This is a genomic window from Bacteroidota bacterium (genome assembly GCA_035506275.1).
Lineage (GTDB): Bacteria > Bacteroidota > Ignavibacteria > UBA10030 > UBA8401 > JAGVPT01.
On record DATJPT010000008.1, the window covers coordinates 490,443 to 508,299 of the forward strand.

Consider the following 17,857-nt stretch of genomic DNA (forward strand, 5'->3'; position numbering starts at 1 on the left):
AGTTCGTGTCAAGGGGACGGAAACGGGGGTGTGACCCAGGCGATCAGTTGTCCGGGGTATCCAAAAGGCATCAATTTTCGGTTTGGCGGGAAAAAGAAGGCTTGGATTGCGATGCCACCCCCCAAGAAATCACGCGCGGTGGAATTCCTGCAGGCTCTTCACCGACATTTTTCCATGCCGGATTTCTTCGATTGCTCGTACCGCGGTCGCCGCGGCCGAAAGCGTTGTGATGAACGCAACCTTGTGTTCGATCGCGGCCCATCCGATAGAGTACTCGTCAAAACGGGATTCTTCGCCGAGCGGGGTATTGATGACCAACGCCACTTCACCGTTCTTGATATGGTCGACGATGTTCGGCCGCCCTTCCTGAACCTTAAATACCTGCTTGTTGGCGATCCCGTGAGAGGTGAGAAATTTTGAAGTCCCTTCAGTAGAGACGATATCGAAACCGAGCTGAATATAATCCTTCACGATCTCGAGCGTCTCTTCAGTTTTGTCATTTTCGTTGACGCTGACAAAGACCGTTCCTCGCTCAGGCAGCGCGTTCCCTGCGCTGATCTGAGATTTGGCAACAGACGCTCCGAACGAAGAAGAAATTCCCATGACCTCCCCGGTCGAGCGCATTTCGGGACCGAGAAACATCGTGACTTTCGGGAATTTGGAGAAGGGGAATACGGCCTCCTTCACCGAAATATGCTTGACCTTTTTGAAATCGAAACCTAAAACGCCGAGTTCCTTCAACTTCTTCCCTGCCATCACTTTTGCGGCAACCTTCGCCAACGGAAGCCCGGTGGCTTTGCTGACAAACGGCACCGTGCGCGACGCGCGAGGATTGACTTCCAGCACGTAAACAACATTGTCCTTCATCGCGAACTGCACGTTGATCAGGCCGACGACGCGGAGGGCAAAAGCAAGTTTCTTCGTGATCTGAATGATCTCGTCGGTCTTCTCGGCGCTCAGCATGAACGGCGGAAGCGCGCACGCGCTGTCGCCGGAGTGAATTCCGGCTTCTTCAATATGCTCCATCACGCCGCCGATCAGAACGTCATCCCCGTCGCATACCGCGTCGACGTCGAACTCAAAAGCGTCCTCTAAGAAATTATCGATCAAGATCGGATGCTCGGGAGAAACGTCCACAGCCCGTTTCATGTATTCCTTCAGCGAGGAGGTGTTGTAGCAGATCTCCATCGCGCGGCCCCCAAGGACGTACGACGGACGAACAAGCACAGGAAACCCGATCTCTTCGGCAACGACGACGGCGTCCCGAATGGAAAATGCGGTCCCGTACTTCGGATGGGAAATTTTATGCTGACGGAGGAGCGCACCGAAGCGTTTCCTGTCCTCGGCAAGGTCGATGCCTTCCGTCGACGTTCCGAGAATGCGCACTCCATGCGACTCGAGCTCTTTCGCGATCTTCAGCGGTGTTTGCCCGCCGAAGCTGACAATGATCCCTTCCGGCTTCTCATACTCGCAGATATTCAGCACATCTTCGACCGTCAGCGGCTCAAAATAAAGTTTGTCGGTCGTATCGTAATCGGTGGACACCGTCTCCGGGTTGCAATTGATCATGATCGTCTCATATCCTTCGTCGCGAAGGGCATAGACGCCGTGAACACAGCAATAATCGAACTCGATGCCCTGCCCGATTCTATTCGGTCCGCCGCCGAGGATGATCACTTTCTTTTTTGGCGAGCGGACCGACTCGTTCTCCTTCTCGTATGTCGAATAGTGATACGGCGTGTGGGCTTCGAATTCTGCGGCGCACGTGTCCACCGTTTTGAAGACAGGGATCACGCCCATCTTTTTCCGCAGATCTCTGACGGCGTCCTCGTCCGTCTTCCAGAGATGAGCGAGCTGTTTGTCGGAAAATCCGTACCGCTTCGCTTCTAAGAGAACTTCGGCAGTAACAGAGGAAAATCTATTCCTGGCAGAATGAGATCTGACATCCTCATCGTGCTTCCATACCAGCGACCACAGCTCGTCCTCTGCATCGACGATCTGCTTGATATTGAACAGGAACCAGGGGTCGATCTTCGTAAGCGAAAATATCTCTTCGATCGTGAATCCAAGCTGGAAAGCATACCTGATGAAGAAAATATTGCTCGGTTTAGGCCTCCGCAGCTGGTCTTTGACCTTGCGGACCCATTCGGTCTTCGATTTTTCGGAAAGCTTTCGGTGGTCGAAGAGGTCTTTTCCGTCCGCTCCGAGTCCAGCCCTTCCTGTTTCGAGCGAGCGGAGGGCTTTCTGCAGCGCCTCTTTGAACGTACGCCCGAACGCCATCGCCTCGCCGACCGATTTCATCTGCACGCCGAGCGTTTCGTCGACGCCTTTGAACTTCTCAAAATCCCACCGGGGGATCTTCACGACGGTGTAGTCGATCGTCGGTTCAAACGATGCGGGAGTGAGTTTCGTGATGTCGTTTGGAATTTCGTCGAGCGTGTAGCCGACCGCAAGCTTGGCGGCTATTTTTGCGATCGGGAACCCTGTCGCCTTTGAAGCGAGCGCCGAGCTTCGCGAGACGCGCGGGTTCATCTCGATGATGTACATGCGGCCGTCAGCCGGATTGATCGCGAACTGAACGTTCGATCCCCCGGTGTCGACGCCGATGGCACGCATCACCGTGATCGCCGCGTCGCGCATAAATTGATATTCTTTATCGGTCAGCGTCTGCGCAGGGGCAACGGTGATCGAATCGCCGGTGTGCACCCCCATCGGGTCCAGATTCTCGATCGAACAGATGATGACGACATTGTCCTTTGTGTCGCGCATTACCTCGAGTTCATATTCCTTCCAGCCGATGACCGATTCTTCGATAAGGACTTCGTGGATCGGACTGTTCGTGATGCCGTGCTCAACGATGCTGCGGAATTCTTCAATGTTGTAGGCGATACCGCCGCCGGTTCCGCCAAGAGTGAACGAGGGCCGGATAATGATGGGAAAACCGATACCATCGACAATTTTCAGAGCTTCCTCATAGCTGTAAACAAAACCGCCGCGGGGCATATGAAGTCCGGCGGCGCGCATCGTCTTCTGAAACAGCTGGCGGTCCTCCGCCTTCCTGATCGCATCGAGCTTCGCTCCGATCAGCTCGACGCCGTATTTCTCGAGGGTCCCCCGTTCGGCGAGGGCGACCGCTGTGTTGAGAGCGGTTTGCCCTCCCATCGTCGGAAGGATCGCATCCGGCTTTTCTTTCTCGATGATCATTTCAACAAAGTCCGGGGTGATCGGCTCGACGTAGGTCGCATCCGCAAGGTCCGGATCCGTCATGATCGTGGCCGGATTGCTGTTGATCAGAATAACGCGGTATCCTTCTTCGCGAAGAACCTTGCACGCCTGTGTTCCCGAATAATCGAACTCGCATGCCTGGCCGATGACGATCGGACCGCTGCCGATGATGAGAATCGATTTGATGTCTGTACGTTTTGGCATTGACGGAAGAGTTGTTTTAGGTACACAAAAACCTGACCGCATTGCGCGCGTCAGGTTCATTTGATTCCTTCATCATTATACAAAAAAATTTTGAGGATTACAATTTGGTCGAAGGCGTTTTTTGAATGAGAGCGCCGTCCGGTTGACGGAATGACCTAGCAACAGCCGAATTCCGGGGGATCGTTCTTTCCGTTCGAAGCATAGACCACGTGCCCCTGGGTGAAGAATTCTTTCTTCACAAGAATTCGGTACCACCGCCTCCCGGAATCGAAGAGGATAATTGCCGCGCAGGCCATGATAACGACGGTGAGCGCGGAATTAAGATATCCCTGGAACATTGTTGCCGGGTTGCTTGTCATCGGCAAAAAATTATCGGTGATATTCAGGAAACCGGCTGAGAATGTCGTAACGGAAACGAACACCAGCGGAACCATCGCCACCCACACATATCTCTGCTTTCCCGAATTAATGATCGCCGTGGCGGCAACGCAGAGGGCAACGCTCGCCAGCAATTGGTTTGCGACGCCGAACATCGGCCAGATGCTGCTGATGTTCCCCGTGTGAATAAAATACGCCCAAGAACAGACGATGAACGCAGTCGAGATCAGCGTGCCGGGAAGCCAATCGGCTTTTTCAAAAGGCTTGTAGAATTTTCCGACGAATTCCTGGACGAGGAATCTTCCGATGCGTGTTCCGGCGTCGATCGTGGTGAGAATGAACAGCGCCTCGAACATGATCGCAAAATGGTACCAATATGACATCAAACTTTTCATCCCGGGGAGCGCCGTGAAGATCTGCGCAAAACCGACGGCCAGCGATACAGCGCCCCCCGGACGCCCCGCAATTGTTTCCCCGACCTCACGGGAGAGTTCCGAGAGATTGACGGTCGACATCCCCAGCGTTGAGAATTTTTGAACCGGGACGTTGATGGCGAAATAGTCTCCGGGATAGAGCGAACTCGCGGCCACTAGGGCGATGATCCCGACCAATCCTTCCATGAGCATGGCGCCGTACCCGATCATCGGCGCGTCGGTCTCTTTATCGAGCATCTTCGGCGTCGTCCCGGATGAGACGAGCGCGTGGAATCCGGAGATCGCTCCGCATGCGATCGTCACGAACACGAACGGAAAGATCTTTCCCGGAATGATCGGCCCGCCGCCGTGAATGAAACCGGTCACCATCGGCATTTTCAGTTCCGGCATGACGATAAACACCCCGATGACGAGCGCGGCGATCGTTCCAATTTTCATGTACGAGCTTAGATAATCACGCGGAGCAAGCAGCAGCCACACCGGAAGGATCGAAGCAAAGAAACCGTAGATCGCCATCAAATTGATGATGCCGGCCCGCGAAAAGGTAAAGTACGGCTCAAGCCAGGAGCCGGGAATGTAGCTTCCCACAAAAACAGAAATGAGCACTCCGATGACGCCGATGACGCTCGCTTCCGCGATCCTTCCTTTGCGAATCCTGTACATATAGAGGCCGACAAACAACGCCAGCGGGATCGTCATCGCAATCGTGAACGTTCCCCACGAGCTGTCGTGAAGCGCGTTCGCGACTGCCAGCCCAAGCCCGGCCAGCGCAATGATGACGATGAAAAGAATTGCAATGGATGCGATCGCTCCCGACAACGGGCTCACTTCATGCCTGGCAATCTCTGCGAGCGACTTCCCGTTCCGGCGGATCGAGAGACCGAGAATCAGAAAGTCGTGCACGGCTCCCCCGAGGACGACTCCGATCAGCAGCCACAAAAATCCGGGAAGGAACCCGAATTGTGCGGCGAGCACCGGGCCGATCAGAGGGCCGGCGCCGGAAATTGCCGCGAAATGATGTCCGAAGAGGACCCATTTATTCGTGGGGAGATAGTTGCTTCCGTCCGTAAAGGTGTGCGCAGGAGTCACACGGCTGTCGTTCAGCGCGATGACCTTCGCAGCAATGAACGCGCTGTAGTACCGGTACATGATCGCCATGACACACAACGCGCCAAGCAAAAACGGAAAAGCATTCATAACGTCGGCAGAATTATTGAATGGTAAAGAACCCGGGGACAACCCAAAGGCTAAAATGCGTTCTTATAATGGATGAATTTCTTTATACCCTTTTCTATTCTAATGGCGACAACATCGAACCTGCACGGGACGTTGTCCAAATGTCTCTCCAAGACATAGCCTTCAGCAGTCCGGCGGATCAGTTCTTGTTTTGCGTACGTGACCGATTCTTCCGGCAAGCCGAACTGGGCGCTGCGGCGTGTTTTAACCTCAACAAAAACAAGCTCGTCGCCGTCCTTTGCGACGACGTCGATTTCACCGTGGTGGTAAGTAAAATTCCGGTCAAGGATGGCAAGTCCCCGACGTTGCAAGTAATACACTGCGTCACGTTCGCCGGCATCCCCGATAGCCCGCGCATTTTTTTTCATCCCCCGATTTCCTTCACAAGAATTTCAAGACTTTCAGCAGGACAAAGAGGAACAAAGCAAACAAAATCAAAACGATCGGGGACCCTTTTTTTGAAGTATCGATCCCTAGTTTCGACGAAAGCCGCGTTGCCCGTTGAAGATCATCCTGATCCAGCCGCTTGAGTGAAGCTTTCAGATTCTCCGTAACCGATTGCCATCCGACGGAGAACACCTCTTTCTCGTCGTTTGAAGCCGAGGACGTTCTCTTCCCGATACTTTCAAACTTCAGCGGCAGGAGAAGCCTTACCCTGACAAAGACATCCCTCGTCATGTAAATGCTGGAGGCAGGGATGGACGCCAAGAGCTCCTTCAGCACCTCTACTCCTTGCCCGTGACAAACTCCATCAGAAAGATACGATTCACCGAAATGAATTCCAATGCTTGTTTTGAGAGTCGGCTCACCGGGGGTGGAATTATCCCGGCGAGCGAAACGTTCCTGCAAGTCGATGGCGCAATTGACCGCCTCGGCGGCGTCCTCAAATTCGGCAAGCAGGAGTTCGCCCGAGGATTGGACAAGAGTGCCTCCATGCACCGAAATCCGGGCCGCCGAGAGATCGGCGATGCTTCCGGCTGAGTTTTGATGTATCGGCTCCGCGGGATGAAGCTGCAGACCCAGAAGGACGGATATCCGCCGATCGGATGGTGATTGAGAGCTCAATGAATTATTCATGCGATGACGATGGCCTCGCCGAAGTCAAGGTTTGGGACATGAAACGTTTTTCGATGAATCGCGGAAAGACCGTACCGGTGAATTGCTGCGACATGCTCTCTGGTCCCGTATCCCTTATGCTTTGCGAAACCGTAGTGCGGATACTCGACATCGTATTCCCTCATCAACGAGTCACGCGTGACCTTTGCAATGATCGACGCCGCGGCGATGCAGTGCGAGAGCGCGTCTCCCTTGACGACATTCTCGACCGGGATCCGTTCATGCCGGAAAAAGTTTCCATCCACGAGAAGCTGCGCGGGTTGAACGCTCAGCTGGTCAATGGCTTTGTGCATTGCAAGCATCGAGGCCTGCAGAATGTTGATCCGGTCGATCACCTCGTGGCTCACGGTTCCGACCCCGACGGCGACGGCTTCGCGGCAAATCGCATGGTACAGTTCCTCGCGTCTTTGTTCGGAGAGTTTTTTCGAGTCGTCGACGAACGGAATGCACACGTTGGGCTTGAAGACAACCGCGGCCGCAACGACGGGTCCCGCCAGCGGTCCCCTCCCCGCTTCATCGACTCCTGCGACGGAAAGAATATTTCTCTCCCAATATTGCCGTTCAAAAAAGAGAAGATCTTTCTTCTCCTGCTCTCGTCGCCTGGCGCGATGTACGGTTTCTTCCATTCGGTATTCTCCCTTACAATCACGGCCCATGTTATCCAAGATAGATGGCAAGCAGACCGATCAGCATGTCATATTTCAGCAGAGCGCTGAGCCTATTAAGGTTCTTCGGTGTCGTATCCCTCCACATCGAAACCATCGTGAACGCGACCACGCAGTCGACTCCGGCGACAACGACAACAAAATAAAGCACCCCGTATTGATGATTGACAAAAGGAATGATCGTTGACGCGATCACGGCTCCGAGAAATACCGATGCGGCGATCAAGCCGGATTTCATCCCGTACTTTACCGGTAACGTTCCGGCCTGGTCCATTGCATCTCCTTCCACGTCTTCCATATCCTTGACAAGCTCGCGGCCAACATTGATGAGAAATGCGAACACGGCGGGTAATGTTGCCCTTTCAATATTTCCGACAGCGGCGCCGCCATAAATAAAGGCAAGTCCTGTCAGCAATCCAACGGTGAGGTTTCCCAAAAGAGGCGTCCTCTTCAATCGGTAACTGTAAAAGAAAATGAGAACGGCCGCGCCAACCGCTATCAGTTGTGCGACCGAAGGTAAAAAAAGATTCAGCAACAGACCGACGGATGTGAGGAGCGCATAAAAGAATGAAGCGGCACGCGGAGTGACGGCTCCGCTTGGCAGCGGCCTGGCCGGCTTGTTGATGCGGTCGATTTCCACGTCGAAGATATCGTTCACGACCATGCCGCCGCCGCCGATGCATCCGGCGGCCAGTGCTGCACACACCATCGCGACGGTCTGCCCTGCCTTCCCCCCCGCAAGCAGACACGAAATCAGCACCGAAGCGACAGTGATGAAAAAATTCGACGGCCGAAGAAGATGGATATACCGGTTGTTCAAGAAATATCCCGTTAAAAATCGTTCGAAATTCCGAAGTGTATCTTTGCCGTGCTGAACGTATCCCCTTCACCAAGCGCAAGACTGACCTGCATCACGCCGACGGCCGTATCGAGACGTGTTCCGACACCGTATCCGTACAAAAATTTCTCCTGCGACGGCAATGAGCGCAGTTGGTCGGCAGGCCTCGAAAAATATCCCGCATCGAAAAAGCCAAAGACGTTCGACAACCGGCCGGTCAAAAATCGGTATTCGACGTTTGACCAAAGGATCTGCGAGCCGAAAAACTGGTTCTCCAAATAGCCCCGGACGGAATTGGTTCCTCCGATCTGAAACAGGTCGCTTTGCTCGAGCTGGCTTGAGGTGATCTTCTTGCCATGAAAGCCTGCCATCAACACTTGGCTCCGGAACAGCGGCAGGAAACATTCCATATCCATTGAGAACTGCTCGACAAGATAACTTTGGTCCGGCGCAAGAGCAAGGTATTGTTCGGGGCCAGTGATTTTTTTTGTGCCGCGGCTGTACGCGGTTGCATAGTTGATTCCCGACGTCGGATTACGGGCGTCGTTGCGCGTGTCAAAATGCAATTCACCCCCGAACGAGAGGAGACTGCTTTCAAATACCGTAAAATACGTCAAGGATGCCGAAGGAATAACAGATTCCTGACTGAGTGTCGCTGCGACAGAAAGGTCCGTCGTAAGAACGACATCGGCCCGAACATTGTATGTGGTTTTGATGTAGGATGAATCCTGCTTCCGCTGGAAAATTCCCGCTCCGATATTGACCGGGTAGCCGCCAACCCACGGCTCATCATAACTTGCCTCAAGTTCCTGAGTCGTTTGATTTTCCCGCTGCCAGCGGACGAGAGCTTTCCGTCCCGTGCCGAATAAATTTCTCATCGAGATATACACGTTGCCGGTGAAATATCCGCTCGTTCCTGTCGCGGCGGGGGGAACATAACCGACGATGCCGTCAAAATTGTTCGTGTTCCCCTCTTGAACCATCAGGGAAATTCCTCCCGAAACGGTATCCGAATATCCCGGGTCGCGGAAAAGATACAATTGAGGCTCGCTGACGGAGGAAAAAATGCCGAGCCGCATGAGCCGGCGCCGGATATCGTCCACTTTTTCCTGATCGTAAACTTCGTTCGGCCGGAGGTACGCTTCGCGCGCGATGACGCTGCGGCGGGTCGTCGTATTTCCCTCAACTTTGATTTCGTCGAGATACACGCGCGGCCCTTCGGTCACAGCAAGGACAAAGGACAAGCGTGACGCATCAAGCGTATCAAGTTGAAGAGAGTCGACATGGATCCTCGCCAGCGGATAGCCGTTGTTTTCGTATTGTGTGAGAACGTCGTCGATGTCTTTTTCAAGCGTCGCCTGATGGAGCAATCCCCCCGGAACCGTTTCGAAACGGCGCCGCATGTCATCCGGTGAAAAGACCGTTGCTCCCGAAATTCCGATATGCGCAACAAGCGACTGCTTCCCCTCATCGAGGAAAAAATCAAGAGCCACAGACGCGCTGTCCGAAGAATAGATCGGCAAAACGGAATCTACGCGCGCAAAAAAGAACCCCTCGTTCCGGTAATGCTCCTGCACCGCGCGGACGGAAGCGGCGACCCGGTCCTTTGAATACTCCGATCCGCGGCCGGCTGGAAGAAACTGAATCAGCTCCTGCTGTGAGAAATAGCGGTTTCCGAAAAACTCGATCGAGGTAATTTTGGTCTGTGGGAAAAGAACGGAGTGGAATACCACCGTCACGAGCGTAAGACCATACAGTTGTCGGCAAAACATGATCGGCGATGCTGCGGTTTCACAAAAGGCGCGGTCTCGTTATTTGTACATGCGCTGTACCAGGTCCCAGATCGGCGTCTGGAGGCGATAATCACCAAACCCTGATTCATCGACGAAAATGACCTGCCGGTTATAGTCGTAGTAGGTCCAAATTTCGTATGGTTTGGAGTCAATCTCAAAAGGATGCCGGTCAACGCTTCCGGGAGCGCCAAGAGTAATGAAGACCATCCCCATGTCCGTCCGCCATCCGTCGATGAAATGGGAAAAATGATCGTTCGAGTACTGCACGCGATTGTAATATTCTTCCATGGCCTGGTTGCGCGAGAAGCCGGGACTTGGGTTCCTTTTTTTCCAAAACTCCGTGAACAGCTTCTCCTTCTCTTCCAGCGTGGGCGCGTCGGCCATTGCTTCGTATTCCTTGCTCGTCGCGATGTATTTGGCCTGCCTGATGGCAAGGTCTATCTCAGCAAGCGTCGTCGGAACGCTCACCCACCTCATCGTGAAGCCGCGCCTTTTTTCGGAGGTGAACGTTCCTGCGTCGGCCGACCTGGGCACCGGTTGGGCGTCAATTTCCAGAATATACGTCCCCGCAGAAAAGTGTGCGGTGTCTACTGCTGCGATCACCTCGGTTCTTTTCCCGTCCAGCCGTCTGCGTTCGGTGCGGGCATACAGTCGGTTTTCTTTTCTGTCGAGCACCTGATACGTCAGGGATACTGAATCCGCCCCCACCGAATTATAGAGTTCGAAAAAAACGGAAAAACCATGGGGAAGGTCGTACATATTCCCTGAAACATTCGGGACAATGGTCGAGCGGCCCCCTTTATTCGTCACTTGGTTGACCAGCATGATATCGCTGATGGAGAACGGACTTTCAAAGTAATTTTGAACGTTGATCTTTCTGGTTTGGGCGTACGCCTTCCCGGATTCCTGCTCCCGCAGTTCTGCGCGCAGCTCGTACTTGCCCGGAGCCAGCGCCATCGATCCGGTCACGGTGCTGAACTCCCTTTTCGACTGCGTCTCGTCGAAAGAACGGAGCCGGATCTCCTTGTTCCATGTCTTTTCAACAACTTCGTTCCCGTCGTCGTTGAGAATATCGACCGTAATTTCATAGCGGGCGACGAAACCTGAATCGGCCGCCACAAACTTCAGGACTTCGAACGGAATTTCGGTGTAAATGTCGATCCGTGAGGAGGCGGAATCGTTCGACCGAAAGCTCAAGGCATCGAGGTAGAAAGCGGGGATGCCGATCGGAGCCCGGTCCGAGCGGTTGTCAACTTGCGCGCCGAGGGGGGACACGTAGGCACAAAGAAGCAACGTACCGAGAATGAATGTTCTCATAGGAGTACCGGTCCGAAAGATGAAATTTTGCTCTGGCGCTGCGCTCCGGTCATACCGTCTCGCCGTAGAGGTCAAACTCCGCAGCGTCGGTCACCAGTACATCAACAAATTCGCCCGGTAAAAGGTGTCTCGCCTTCGCCGGCGTAATGAAGATTTCATTGTCTATTTCGGGGGCATCCCACATCGTCCGGCCGATGAAGGTTTCATCCTCATGCCGTTCGACGACGGCGCGGACGGTTTTTCCGATGCGCCCCTCATTCCGCTCGCGCGAGATTACCCGCTGGACATCCATGACCGCCGCGCGCCGGGCCTCTTTTTCGTCGTGAGAGATCGGGTCGCCGAGACCGTAGGCCGCGGTGCCGTCTTCCTGAGAATACGTGAACACGCCCAGCCTGTCGAAACGAACGGCCTTGATGAACTCGATGAGCTCTTCAACATCGCGGTCGGTCTCGTTGGGATAACCCGTGATCAACGTCGTACGGAGTGCGATATCGGGGATCGCCGTCCGGATTTCCTCGATCAGCGATTCTGTCGCGCGACGCGTGATTCCGCGCCGCATCGACCTCAGAACATTGTCGGACGCGTGCTGAATCGGCATATCGAGGTAGCGGCAAATTCTCGGGTTCTCCTGAAACACGCGAAGAATGTCGTGAGGAAATTTTGCCGGGTAGGCATACATCAATCGAATCCACTCAAGGCCGTTCACGCCCGCAAGAGAGGTGAGCAACGCCCCAAGTTTCCGCTGACCGTAGAGGTCCGATCCATAATACGTGGTATCCTGACCGATGACAATGAGCTCCTTCACCCCTTTGTCCACCAGCTTCATAACCTCATCCATGACCTGCTCAACCGGCTTGGAGCGGTGAACGCCGCGCATGATCGGTATGGCGCAGAACGAACAGGGGTTGTCGCAACCTTCAGAAATTTTGAGGTAGGCCGAGTAGTTCGGCGTCGAAAGCTGCCGTTCGCCGAGCAGCTCGTATTTATAGTTTCCGCCGAGCTCATTCACGATCAGCGGAACATCGTTCGACCCGAAAAAACGGTCGACCTCCGGGATCTCTTTGGCAAGATCGTCGTGGTATCGTTCCGACAAACATCCCATGACGATCACCTTTTCAAGCTTCCCCTCATTCTTCAGCTTGATGGTCTCCAGGATGGTATCGACGGATTGTCTTTTCGCCTCGTCGATGAACCCGCACGTGTTGATCACGGCGATTGAGGCGTCGGAAACGGAGGATGTCACTTCGAGGTCGTTCCCCTTCAACTGGCTCCACAGCGCCTCCGAATCGACCTGATTCTTGGCACAGCCCAGGGTGATGATCGCAACTTTTTTGGTCGTCTTCTCTGCTTCGATCTTTCGTCCCGCCTCTTTCATGACAAGGCAAAATAGCGTAGATAAAGATACAAAATCGGTGAGACAAATATCAAACTGTCGAATCTGTCAAAGACGCCGCCATGACCGGGTATCATGTTGGATGAATCTTTGACTCCGGCATCGCGCTTAAACAGCGACTCTACAAGATCTCCGATCTGGCCAAACACCCCAACAACGCCTCCAATAATGAGCGCCTGATGGAGATGTAGATACGGGAGGTAAAACCGCTGCGCGACAATCATTGTCCCCACAGCGCCGAAAAATCCCCACGCGCTCCCTTCCCATGTTTTGTTCGGACTCACCCGGACAAACAGTTTATGTTTTCCCGTCGCCAGTCCTCCAAAATATGCCGCCGTGTCGCAGATCCAGATCGAAGCAAGAATTGCGATGACCATCACCCCTCCCCAGTCGTACGCAATACCCCGGGCAGAGTCGTCAGCCAGACCATTGATGCCATTCAGAGATTCACGAACCAGCCTAAGCGGAAATTCACTCCCGAACAGCTCGCGAATGCCGATCAAGGTGGAAAGGAAAGCTCCGATATAAACCACGCCAAGGATCGTGGCGCCGGCGTTGGTTAACACCGATCCCTTGTTTCGGAAGAGCTCTACGGTAAGTACGCAAATAAAAAAAAGGGCAAGAACGATGAAAAATATCTGCACAGTGTCGATACTCAACAGCAGGCTTTGCCCCCCGAACAGCGCTGAAATAAGCTGCTTCAGGAAAAACGAGGCGTTCAGCATGATCACCGCGACGATTCCCAGCGCTCTTTGCACCGACGCTCCTTTGAGCGCGGCCATCGCGTAGAATTCATTCAGAGCGAAGCAAGAAATCAGGCTGACGAAAAGGAAAAAAAGAATTCCGCCATGGTATGAAATGAGCAGAACCGCCGGAACGGCGACAACAGCGACAAGCACACGGGAAAGAAGGTTGGGATAGTTGATCGCCATGATGTTCGTTTCAGTAGGTAAGGAACTCTTCAAGGTCCATGTCTTTGAGCAGCCGTTTGGCCTCCTCCGTAGATTTCCCGTTGACGAACACAGAGACGGGAGAAGCATTGGCAAAAGAGAAAAATTGCGCGTAATGTTTTGCCGCGAATTGGCGCGCCGTCACACCGTTCAACGAAAGATTCTTTACGATGATATCCGCCTCGAATTCGTTGGCTAAGGTCGCAAGTTTTGTGAAGTCCGCGGCCATTTGAGAGTGAGCGACATCATCGCAATACATCTTCCCTTCCCGCGTGACCGAACAATCGCCGCAGACCGGTTTGCCGCACATGACGCAAACGCCGACGGCGACCGTGCCGGAGTGGTTTTCACATTCGACTTCTTCGTTGGGAAGAAGAAGATAACCGCACCCTCGGCAAAACAAAGACGCTTCAGCATTCGAGTTTAAGCAGCGCGGGCATTTCACAGAGGTACCTCCCTCCCGGCCGGACTCTCCAGCCCGGAGGTCACCTGCCAATAGAAGTACATGGATACAAGAAAAACGATCCCAAAACCCGCAATCGTTGTCAAAACAAATGATGACGAATAATCTGCCAACGAATTGAACATCGACAACGCCGGTGAATCCTTGAGATCGGAATCATAGTATACTCCCAGGACCGAGACAAGATTATTCACAAAATGTGCCGCCATCGGAACGATGATCGTCTCCGACCTCGCCATAAAAAATCCGAACAAGACTCCGAGACTCACGAGCGGAACAATAAGAAACGGGTTCACATGGTACAATCCAAAAATAATTCCGGTAAAAATAAACCCCCATTTCTTGTTGGTTGCAAGCGCCATATTCTTCTGGATGAGTCCTCTGAAAAGGAGCTCTTCGCAGATGGCCGGAGTCAAGGCAACAACAAGGATGACGAACGCCAATTCGGATGGGGAATGCGCCTTCACGAGCATGGTGTATGTCTCTTCGATCAACTTTCGTATCATTTCCAGAAAAGGACGCATCGATTCGGGCAAGGGGATTTTATCCTGGAAATACAGATACCCTTCCATGACCTGCTGAAGCGAAAAGACCCCGACGGCTGCCAGGACAAATTCCGTTGCTTTCGGCACTCTTCTCGCCAACGATGCGCGCCCCGCGCCATGCTGAATTCTCATCAGAACGATTGTGGGAATCAGCAAAAAAATCAACTGGGAAAGCATCGTTGCGAGCCGCATTCCCTGCACATTCTCAGCGGTGATCGATTGGCCGAAGATCAGCAGAGTGATTCCTCCGCCGACAACCTGGTAGAGGATAAAGATCACCGCCAGCGCCACTGCGACGAATCCCAGCGGGTTCATTCTCGTCCCGCCGGCAGCGGAGGGCGGCAACGCGGCGGGGAGTTCGGCTCCTTGAAGACCGGAATTATTTTCGGCGTTTTCGTCCATCCGACTTGAAATGCTGTTTGATCAATGCTGCGAGCAAGGGGATCATAATTTCATGGTGGCCGGCAAAATCGAAGCCAGTGCCGGTCTTTTGCGTAGGGCGAAGAACCACGTTCATCATCGGGCGGTAATGTCGGAGCATGTCAAAATTCGCCGTAGTGAACCCCTGGGCTTTGCTGCCGAGATTGCGCGCGACGGTCAGCGCTTTCAAAAAAACCTCGGGCATGATGACCGCAGAACCGATATTCAGGACAACGCCGCCGCTGACGAGGTCTTTGACGACATTCGAGAAGACCTTAAAATCGCGGAAGCTCAGTTCGCCGGTCGCCGCACCGTCCATGGTCGGCTGCTGGTGGACGATATCCGTTCCGATCGCCGCGTGAACAGTAACGGGAACGCCGAGTTCGTAGCATGTCGCCAGGATGCTCATATTTCTATTTTTTGCTTTCGCCTCAACAAGCGCGCGCCCGAGAGTTTCGCCGTATCCCATCGTCGTCATTGAATAGCCGATAGAAAGCGAATTGTTGATAAATTCGCCCGTCTCCCTCGACATACCGAATTTCCCGTCGAGAATATTTTCAGCAACATCTTCGGAGGTTTGCCCCCACAACGCCGTTTCAACGTCGTGAATTGAGGAAGCGCTGTTCATTGCCACTGCGGTCACGATCTTTCTTCGTACCAGATCGATGATGATCGGCGACAATCCGACTTTAACGACATGTGCCCCCATCATGACGATGACGGGCTTCTTGGCTTTTCTTGCCCGGACAATATCGGCGACCAATGTTTTAAGATGAGCGGCGGCCAAAATATTCGGGAGAGAACGCGTGAACTCGGCGAAGGACTGCCGTACAGGATCGAAAGGAACGGCAAAATCCTTCGGAGCGACTTTGCTCTTGCGTGACGCGATTGAAATGGTCTTGATCTTCGAGAGGTCAGCCTGAGTGTATTTTGACATCTATTTAATCCTCGCTTTCAATTCGCCGTTGATCCCTGAGTACTCGCGCAGCTCCGACCCTATCGAACCGATGAGAACCTTCGTTGTGATCTTCACAGGAATTTTTCTCTCATCGTCCGAAAGCCAGATCAGCACTCTGCCATCGCTCTTGAACAATCCCCCTTCTTTCGCGAGCGGCTCGACGATGATGCATTTGAAGGTACCCGCCTCCACCTTGATCGTCTCCCTCCCCATGAACTGCACGTCGAGGTCGTAGGTGGAATCTTTGTAAAAATTATGAAGATGAATTCTCTCCCCGGTCTTCATCGCTGAAAAATCGAGCGTCCGGACGTAAAAAAATGCCGACATAATATCGTTGACTCGGGGGGGGATCGGATACTGCTTTCCTGAGGCGGTCGCGACGTGGTTGACCTGGTCAAACTCCGCCGTAAAGTCCCTTCGATAATGCCCTTCTTTGACGTGCTGTTCAAACCGCCATGGATAGATCTCGTTTGCGTCGAGATACGTTTCATACCGGTCCCGCACTTCGAAGAAAAACGAAAACGTCGGCGTCGAGTTGACCTCAAACATCACTTTGTAGCACTGATGAGCGGCCACCGTGTCGTACTTCGGAATCGAAATGATCGCTTCCCCCGCCGTGATGAATCCATAACCGACGTCGAAGACTAATTTCTCGCCGACAGTGAAAGCATGCTGCGAGGCGCTGTCGGTCGGCATTGCATTCTGGAACGCTGAAAGGGTGCCGGCGCTGCAGAACAGCACTATTCCAAGCGCTGCAGTAAACCGCACTTTTGTCAACGTCATGTCACTTCTGTTCATTCAAAAACTCTTTGATGGCCGCGCACACTTCATCGGCATGAATTTGATCCATGCAGACGTCGGAGCGGCAGGGCGAGCCCATGCATAACCGGCAGTTTTTGTTGTCCGCGACAAAGACTTTTTTTTTTCGGGTATACGGACCCCACCGAACAGGACTGCATTGAATGATCGGAGGAAAAAATGCGACGACGGGCGTTCCGACAGCCGCGGCAATATGCATCGGTCCCGTAGAGTTTGAGACGAAAACTTTTGCCCGCCGGATCAACTCGCCTAGTTCAGGAAGGGAAAGCGCGCCGACAACTGCGACTGGCGTTCCCGACATTCCGGCAACGACCTTTTGTACTAATCCTTCTTCCCCCTTCCCCCCCGTCACAATGACCTTGGTACCCAGCCGTTCCTGCACTTCGCTCCCGAGCCTGCTGAAGTTTGCGGCGCTCCAATCGCGCGCCGAACCGCCGCTCCCCGGATGGAGGATGATGAAATCCTCCTTCGGAGCGATCGATTTCTCCGTCATAAGGGCATTGATGGCCGCCTGCGCCGACGAAGACGCTGAAAAATCGAACTCCGGTTCGGATCGCCCGTCAATTCCCAGCGGACGGAGCAGATTGAGATTGTACTCCACTTCATGGCGCTTCGCATCTTTCCGGTGCTCAAACACTCTTTGATTGAACAGAAACGAATACCATCGGTATCCGGATCCAACGCGAACGTGAACCCCGGCCAAGAACAGAATCAGCGCGGGACGAAAGCGGGGATACGGAATAATGGCGACATCAAAGCGCCGCTTGCGGATTTCACGAAGCACCGACCACAATGAACGCAGATTGTCCTCGTGCTCATACATCAACACCTCGTCGACACATGAATGCCTTTCGACAAGTTCGCGTGTATACGGCCGAATGAGAACAGAGATAGCGGCGTTGGGGTAGCGGCGTTTGAGGAGCGGCAGCATCGGCAGCGAGAGGATAACATCCCCGATTCTATCGATGCGGACAAGGAGGATATTTTTAACGTCGTTGGTCACTACAAAGCCGCCGATGCAAACAGGAAAACACCTCCCGCGATAAATTTCAGGTTCAATATACGGCAAACACGGGTAAGGCGCAAGGCAACCAATCGGCGTG

15 protein-coding genes are annotated in these 17,857 nt (G+C 53.5%); all 15 read right to left on the reverse strand.

Features of this window, described 5'->3' with window-relative positions; translation table 11 throughout:
* Positions 1–129 precede the first annotated feature (129 nt).
* On the reverse strand, positions 130–3,429 hold the full coding sequence (carB, locus tag VMF88_07455) for a carbamoyl-phosphate synthase large subunit (protein ID HTY10892.1): 3,300 nt from the start codon (positions 3,427–3,429) through the stop codon (positions 130–132).
* 155 nt (positions 3,430–3,584) lie between these two features.
* The gene (locus VMF88_07460) at positions 3,585–5,438 is read right to left on the reverse strand and encodes a carbon starvation protein A (protein HTY10893.1); all 1,854 of its coding nucleotides are present in this window, start codon (positions 5,436–5,438) and stop codon (positions 3,585–3,587) included.
* A 50-nt stretch (positions 5,439–5,488) separates the two neighbouring features.
* On the reverse strand, positions 5,489–5,845 hold the full coding sequence (locus tag VMF88_07465) for a YraN family protein (protein ID HTY10894.1): 357 nt from the start codon (positions 5,843–5,845) through the stop codon (positions 5,489–5,491).
* Between the two features lie 13 nt (positions 5,846–5,858).
* Entirely contained in the window at positions 5,859–6,554 is a 696-nt protein-coding gene (locus tag VMF88_07470; GenBank protein HTY10895.1) for a hypothetical protein, read from the reverse strand.
* Positions 6,551–7,219 (reverse strand): ribonuclease HII, encoded by a 669-nt coding sequence (locus tag VMF88_07475; GenBank protein ID HTY10896.1) that lies wholly within the window; start codon positions 7,217–7,219, stop codon positions 6,551–6,553. The genes VMF88_07470 and VMF88_07475 overlap by 4 nt, the downstream gene beginning before the upstream one ends.
* A gap of 31 nt (positions 7,220–7,250) precedes the next feature.
* A complete protein-coding gene (locus tag VMF88_07480; protein HTY10897.1) occupies positions 7,251–8,078 on the reverse strand; it encodes a geranylgeranylglycerol-phosphate geranylgeranyltransferase in 828 nt (275 codons plus the stop codon).
* Between the two features lie 11 nt (positions 8,079–8,089).
* The gene (locus VMF88_07485; protein ID HTY10898.1) at positions 8,090–9,868 is read right to left on the reverse strand and encodes a POTRA domain-containing protein; all 1,779 of its coding nucleotides are present in this window, start codon (positions 9,866–9,868) and stop codon (positions 8,090–8,092) included.
* Positions 9,869–9,907: 39 nt separating this feature from the next.
* Entirely contained in the window at positions 9,908–11,206 is a 1,299-nt protein-coding gene (locus VMF88_07490) for a GWxTD domain-containing protein (GenBank protein ID HTY10899.1), read from the reverse strand.
* Between the two features lie 49 nt (positions 11,207–11,255).
* Entirely contained in the window at positions 11,256–12,581 is a 1,326-nt protein-coding gene (gene rimO / locus VMF88_07495) for a 30S ribosomal protein S12 methylthiotransferase RimO (GenBank protein HTY10900.1), read from the reverse strand.
* On the reverse strand, positions 12,578–13,531 hold the full coding sequence (locus VMF88_07500) for a phosphatidate cytidylyltransferase (protein ID HTY10901.1): 954 nt from the start codon (positions 13,529–13,531) through the stop codon (positions 12,578–12,580). The genes rimO and VMF88_07500 overlap by 4 nt, the downstream gene beginning before the upstream one ends.
* A 10-nt stretch (positions 13,532–13,541) precedes the next feature.
* Complete coding sequence (locus VMF88_07505; GenBank protein ID HTY10902.1) at positions 13,542–13,994, reverse strand: B-box zinc finger protein; 453 nt, start codon at positions 13,992–13,994, stop codon at positions 13,542–13,544.
* Positions 13,991–14,959, reverse strand: coding sequence for a CPBP family intramembrane glutamic endopeptidase (locus tag VMF88_07510; GenBank protein ID HTY10903.1), 969 nt, complete (start codon positions 14,957–14,959; stop codon positions 13,991–13,993). Before VMF88_07510 ends, VMF88_07505 begins: the two co-directional genes overlap by 4 nt.
* The gene (locus VMF88_07515; protein HTY10904.1) at positions 14,937–15,914 is read right to left on the reverse strand and encodes a hypothetical protein; all 978 of its coding nucleotides are present in this window, start codon (positions 15,912–15,914) and stop codon (positions 14,937–14,939) included. The genes VMF88_07510 and VMF88_07515 overlap by 23 nt, the downstream gene beginning before the upstream one ends.
* Positions 15,915–16,733: a DUF3108 domain-containing protein gene (locus tag VMF88_07520; GenBank protein ID HTY10905.1), complete on the reverse strand. Its 819-nt coding sequence runs from the start codon at positions 16,731–16,733 to the stop codon at positions 15,915–15,917. It lies immediately after the preceding gene.
* Positions 16,720–17,757, reverse strand: a complete 1,038-nt coding sequence (locus VMF88_07525; protein HTY10906.1) for a glycosyltransferase family 9 protein — start codon at positions 17,755–17,757, stop codon at positions 16,720–16,722. Before VMF88_07525 ends, VMF88_07520 begins: the two co-directional genes overlap by 14 nt.
* Positions 17,758–17,857: the final 100 nt, after the last annotated feature.

Excerpts from the sequence above, each read along its gene's own strand:
- rimO (HTY10900.1), bottom strand. The coding sequence starts at position 12,581 with ATGAAAGAGGCGGGACGAAAGATCGAAGCAGAGAAGACGACCAAAAAA.
- carB (HTY10892.1), bottom strand. The coding sequence starts at position 3,429 with ATGCCAAAACGTACAGACATCAAATCGATTCTCATCATCGGCAGCGGT.
- VMF88_07510 (HTY10903.1), bottom strand. The coding sequence starts at position 14,959 with ATGGACGAAAACGCCGAAAATAATTCCGGTCTTCAAGGAGCCGAACTC.
- VMF88_07520 (HTY10905.1), bottom strand. The coding sequence starts at position 16,733 with ATGAACAGAAGTGACATGACGTTGACAAAAGTGCGGTTTACTGCAGCG.
- VMF88_07485 (HTY10898.1), bottom strand. The coding sequence starts at position 9,868 with ATGTTTTGCCGACAACTGTATGGTCTTACGCTCGTGACGGTGGTATTC.
- VMF88_07475 (HTY10896.1), bottom strand. The coding sequence starts at position 7,219 with ATGGAAGAAACCGTACATCGCGCCAGGCGACGAGAGCAGGAGAAGAAA.
- VMF88_07515 (HTY10904.1), bottom strand. The coding sequence starts at position 15,914 with ATGTCAAAATACACTCAGGCTGACCTCTCGAAGATCAAGACCATTTCA.
- VMF88_07465 (HTY10894.1), bottom strand. The coding sequence starts at position 5,845 with ATGAAAAAAAATGCGCGGGCTATCGGGGATGCCGGCGAACGTGACGCA.
- VMF88_07490 (HTY10899.1), bottom strand. The coding sequence starts at position 11,206 with ATGAGAACATTCATTCTCGGTACGTTGCTTCTTTGTGCCTACGTGTCC.
- VMF88_07500 (HTY10901.1), bottom strand. The coding sequence starts at position 13,531 with ATGGCGATCAACTATCCCAACCTTCTTTCCCGTGTGCTTGTCGCTGTT.
- VMF88_07460 (HTY10893.1), bottom strand. The coding sequence starts at position 5,438 with ATGAATGCTTTTCCGTTTTTGCTTGGCGCGTTGTGTGTCATGGCGATC.
- VMF88_07470 (HTY10895.1), bottom strand. The coding sequence starts at position 6,554 with ATGAATAATTCATTGAGCTCTCAATCACCATCCGATCGGCGGATATCC.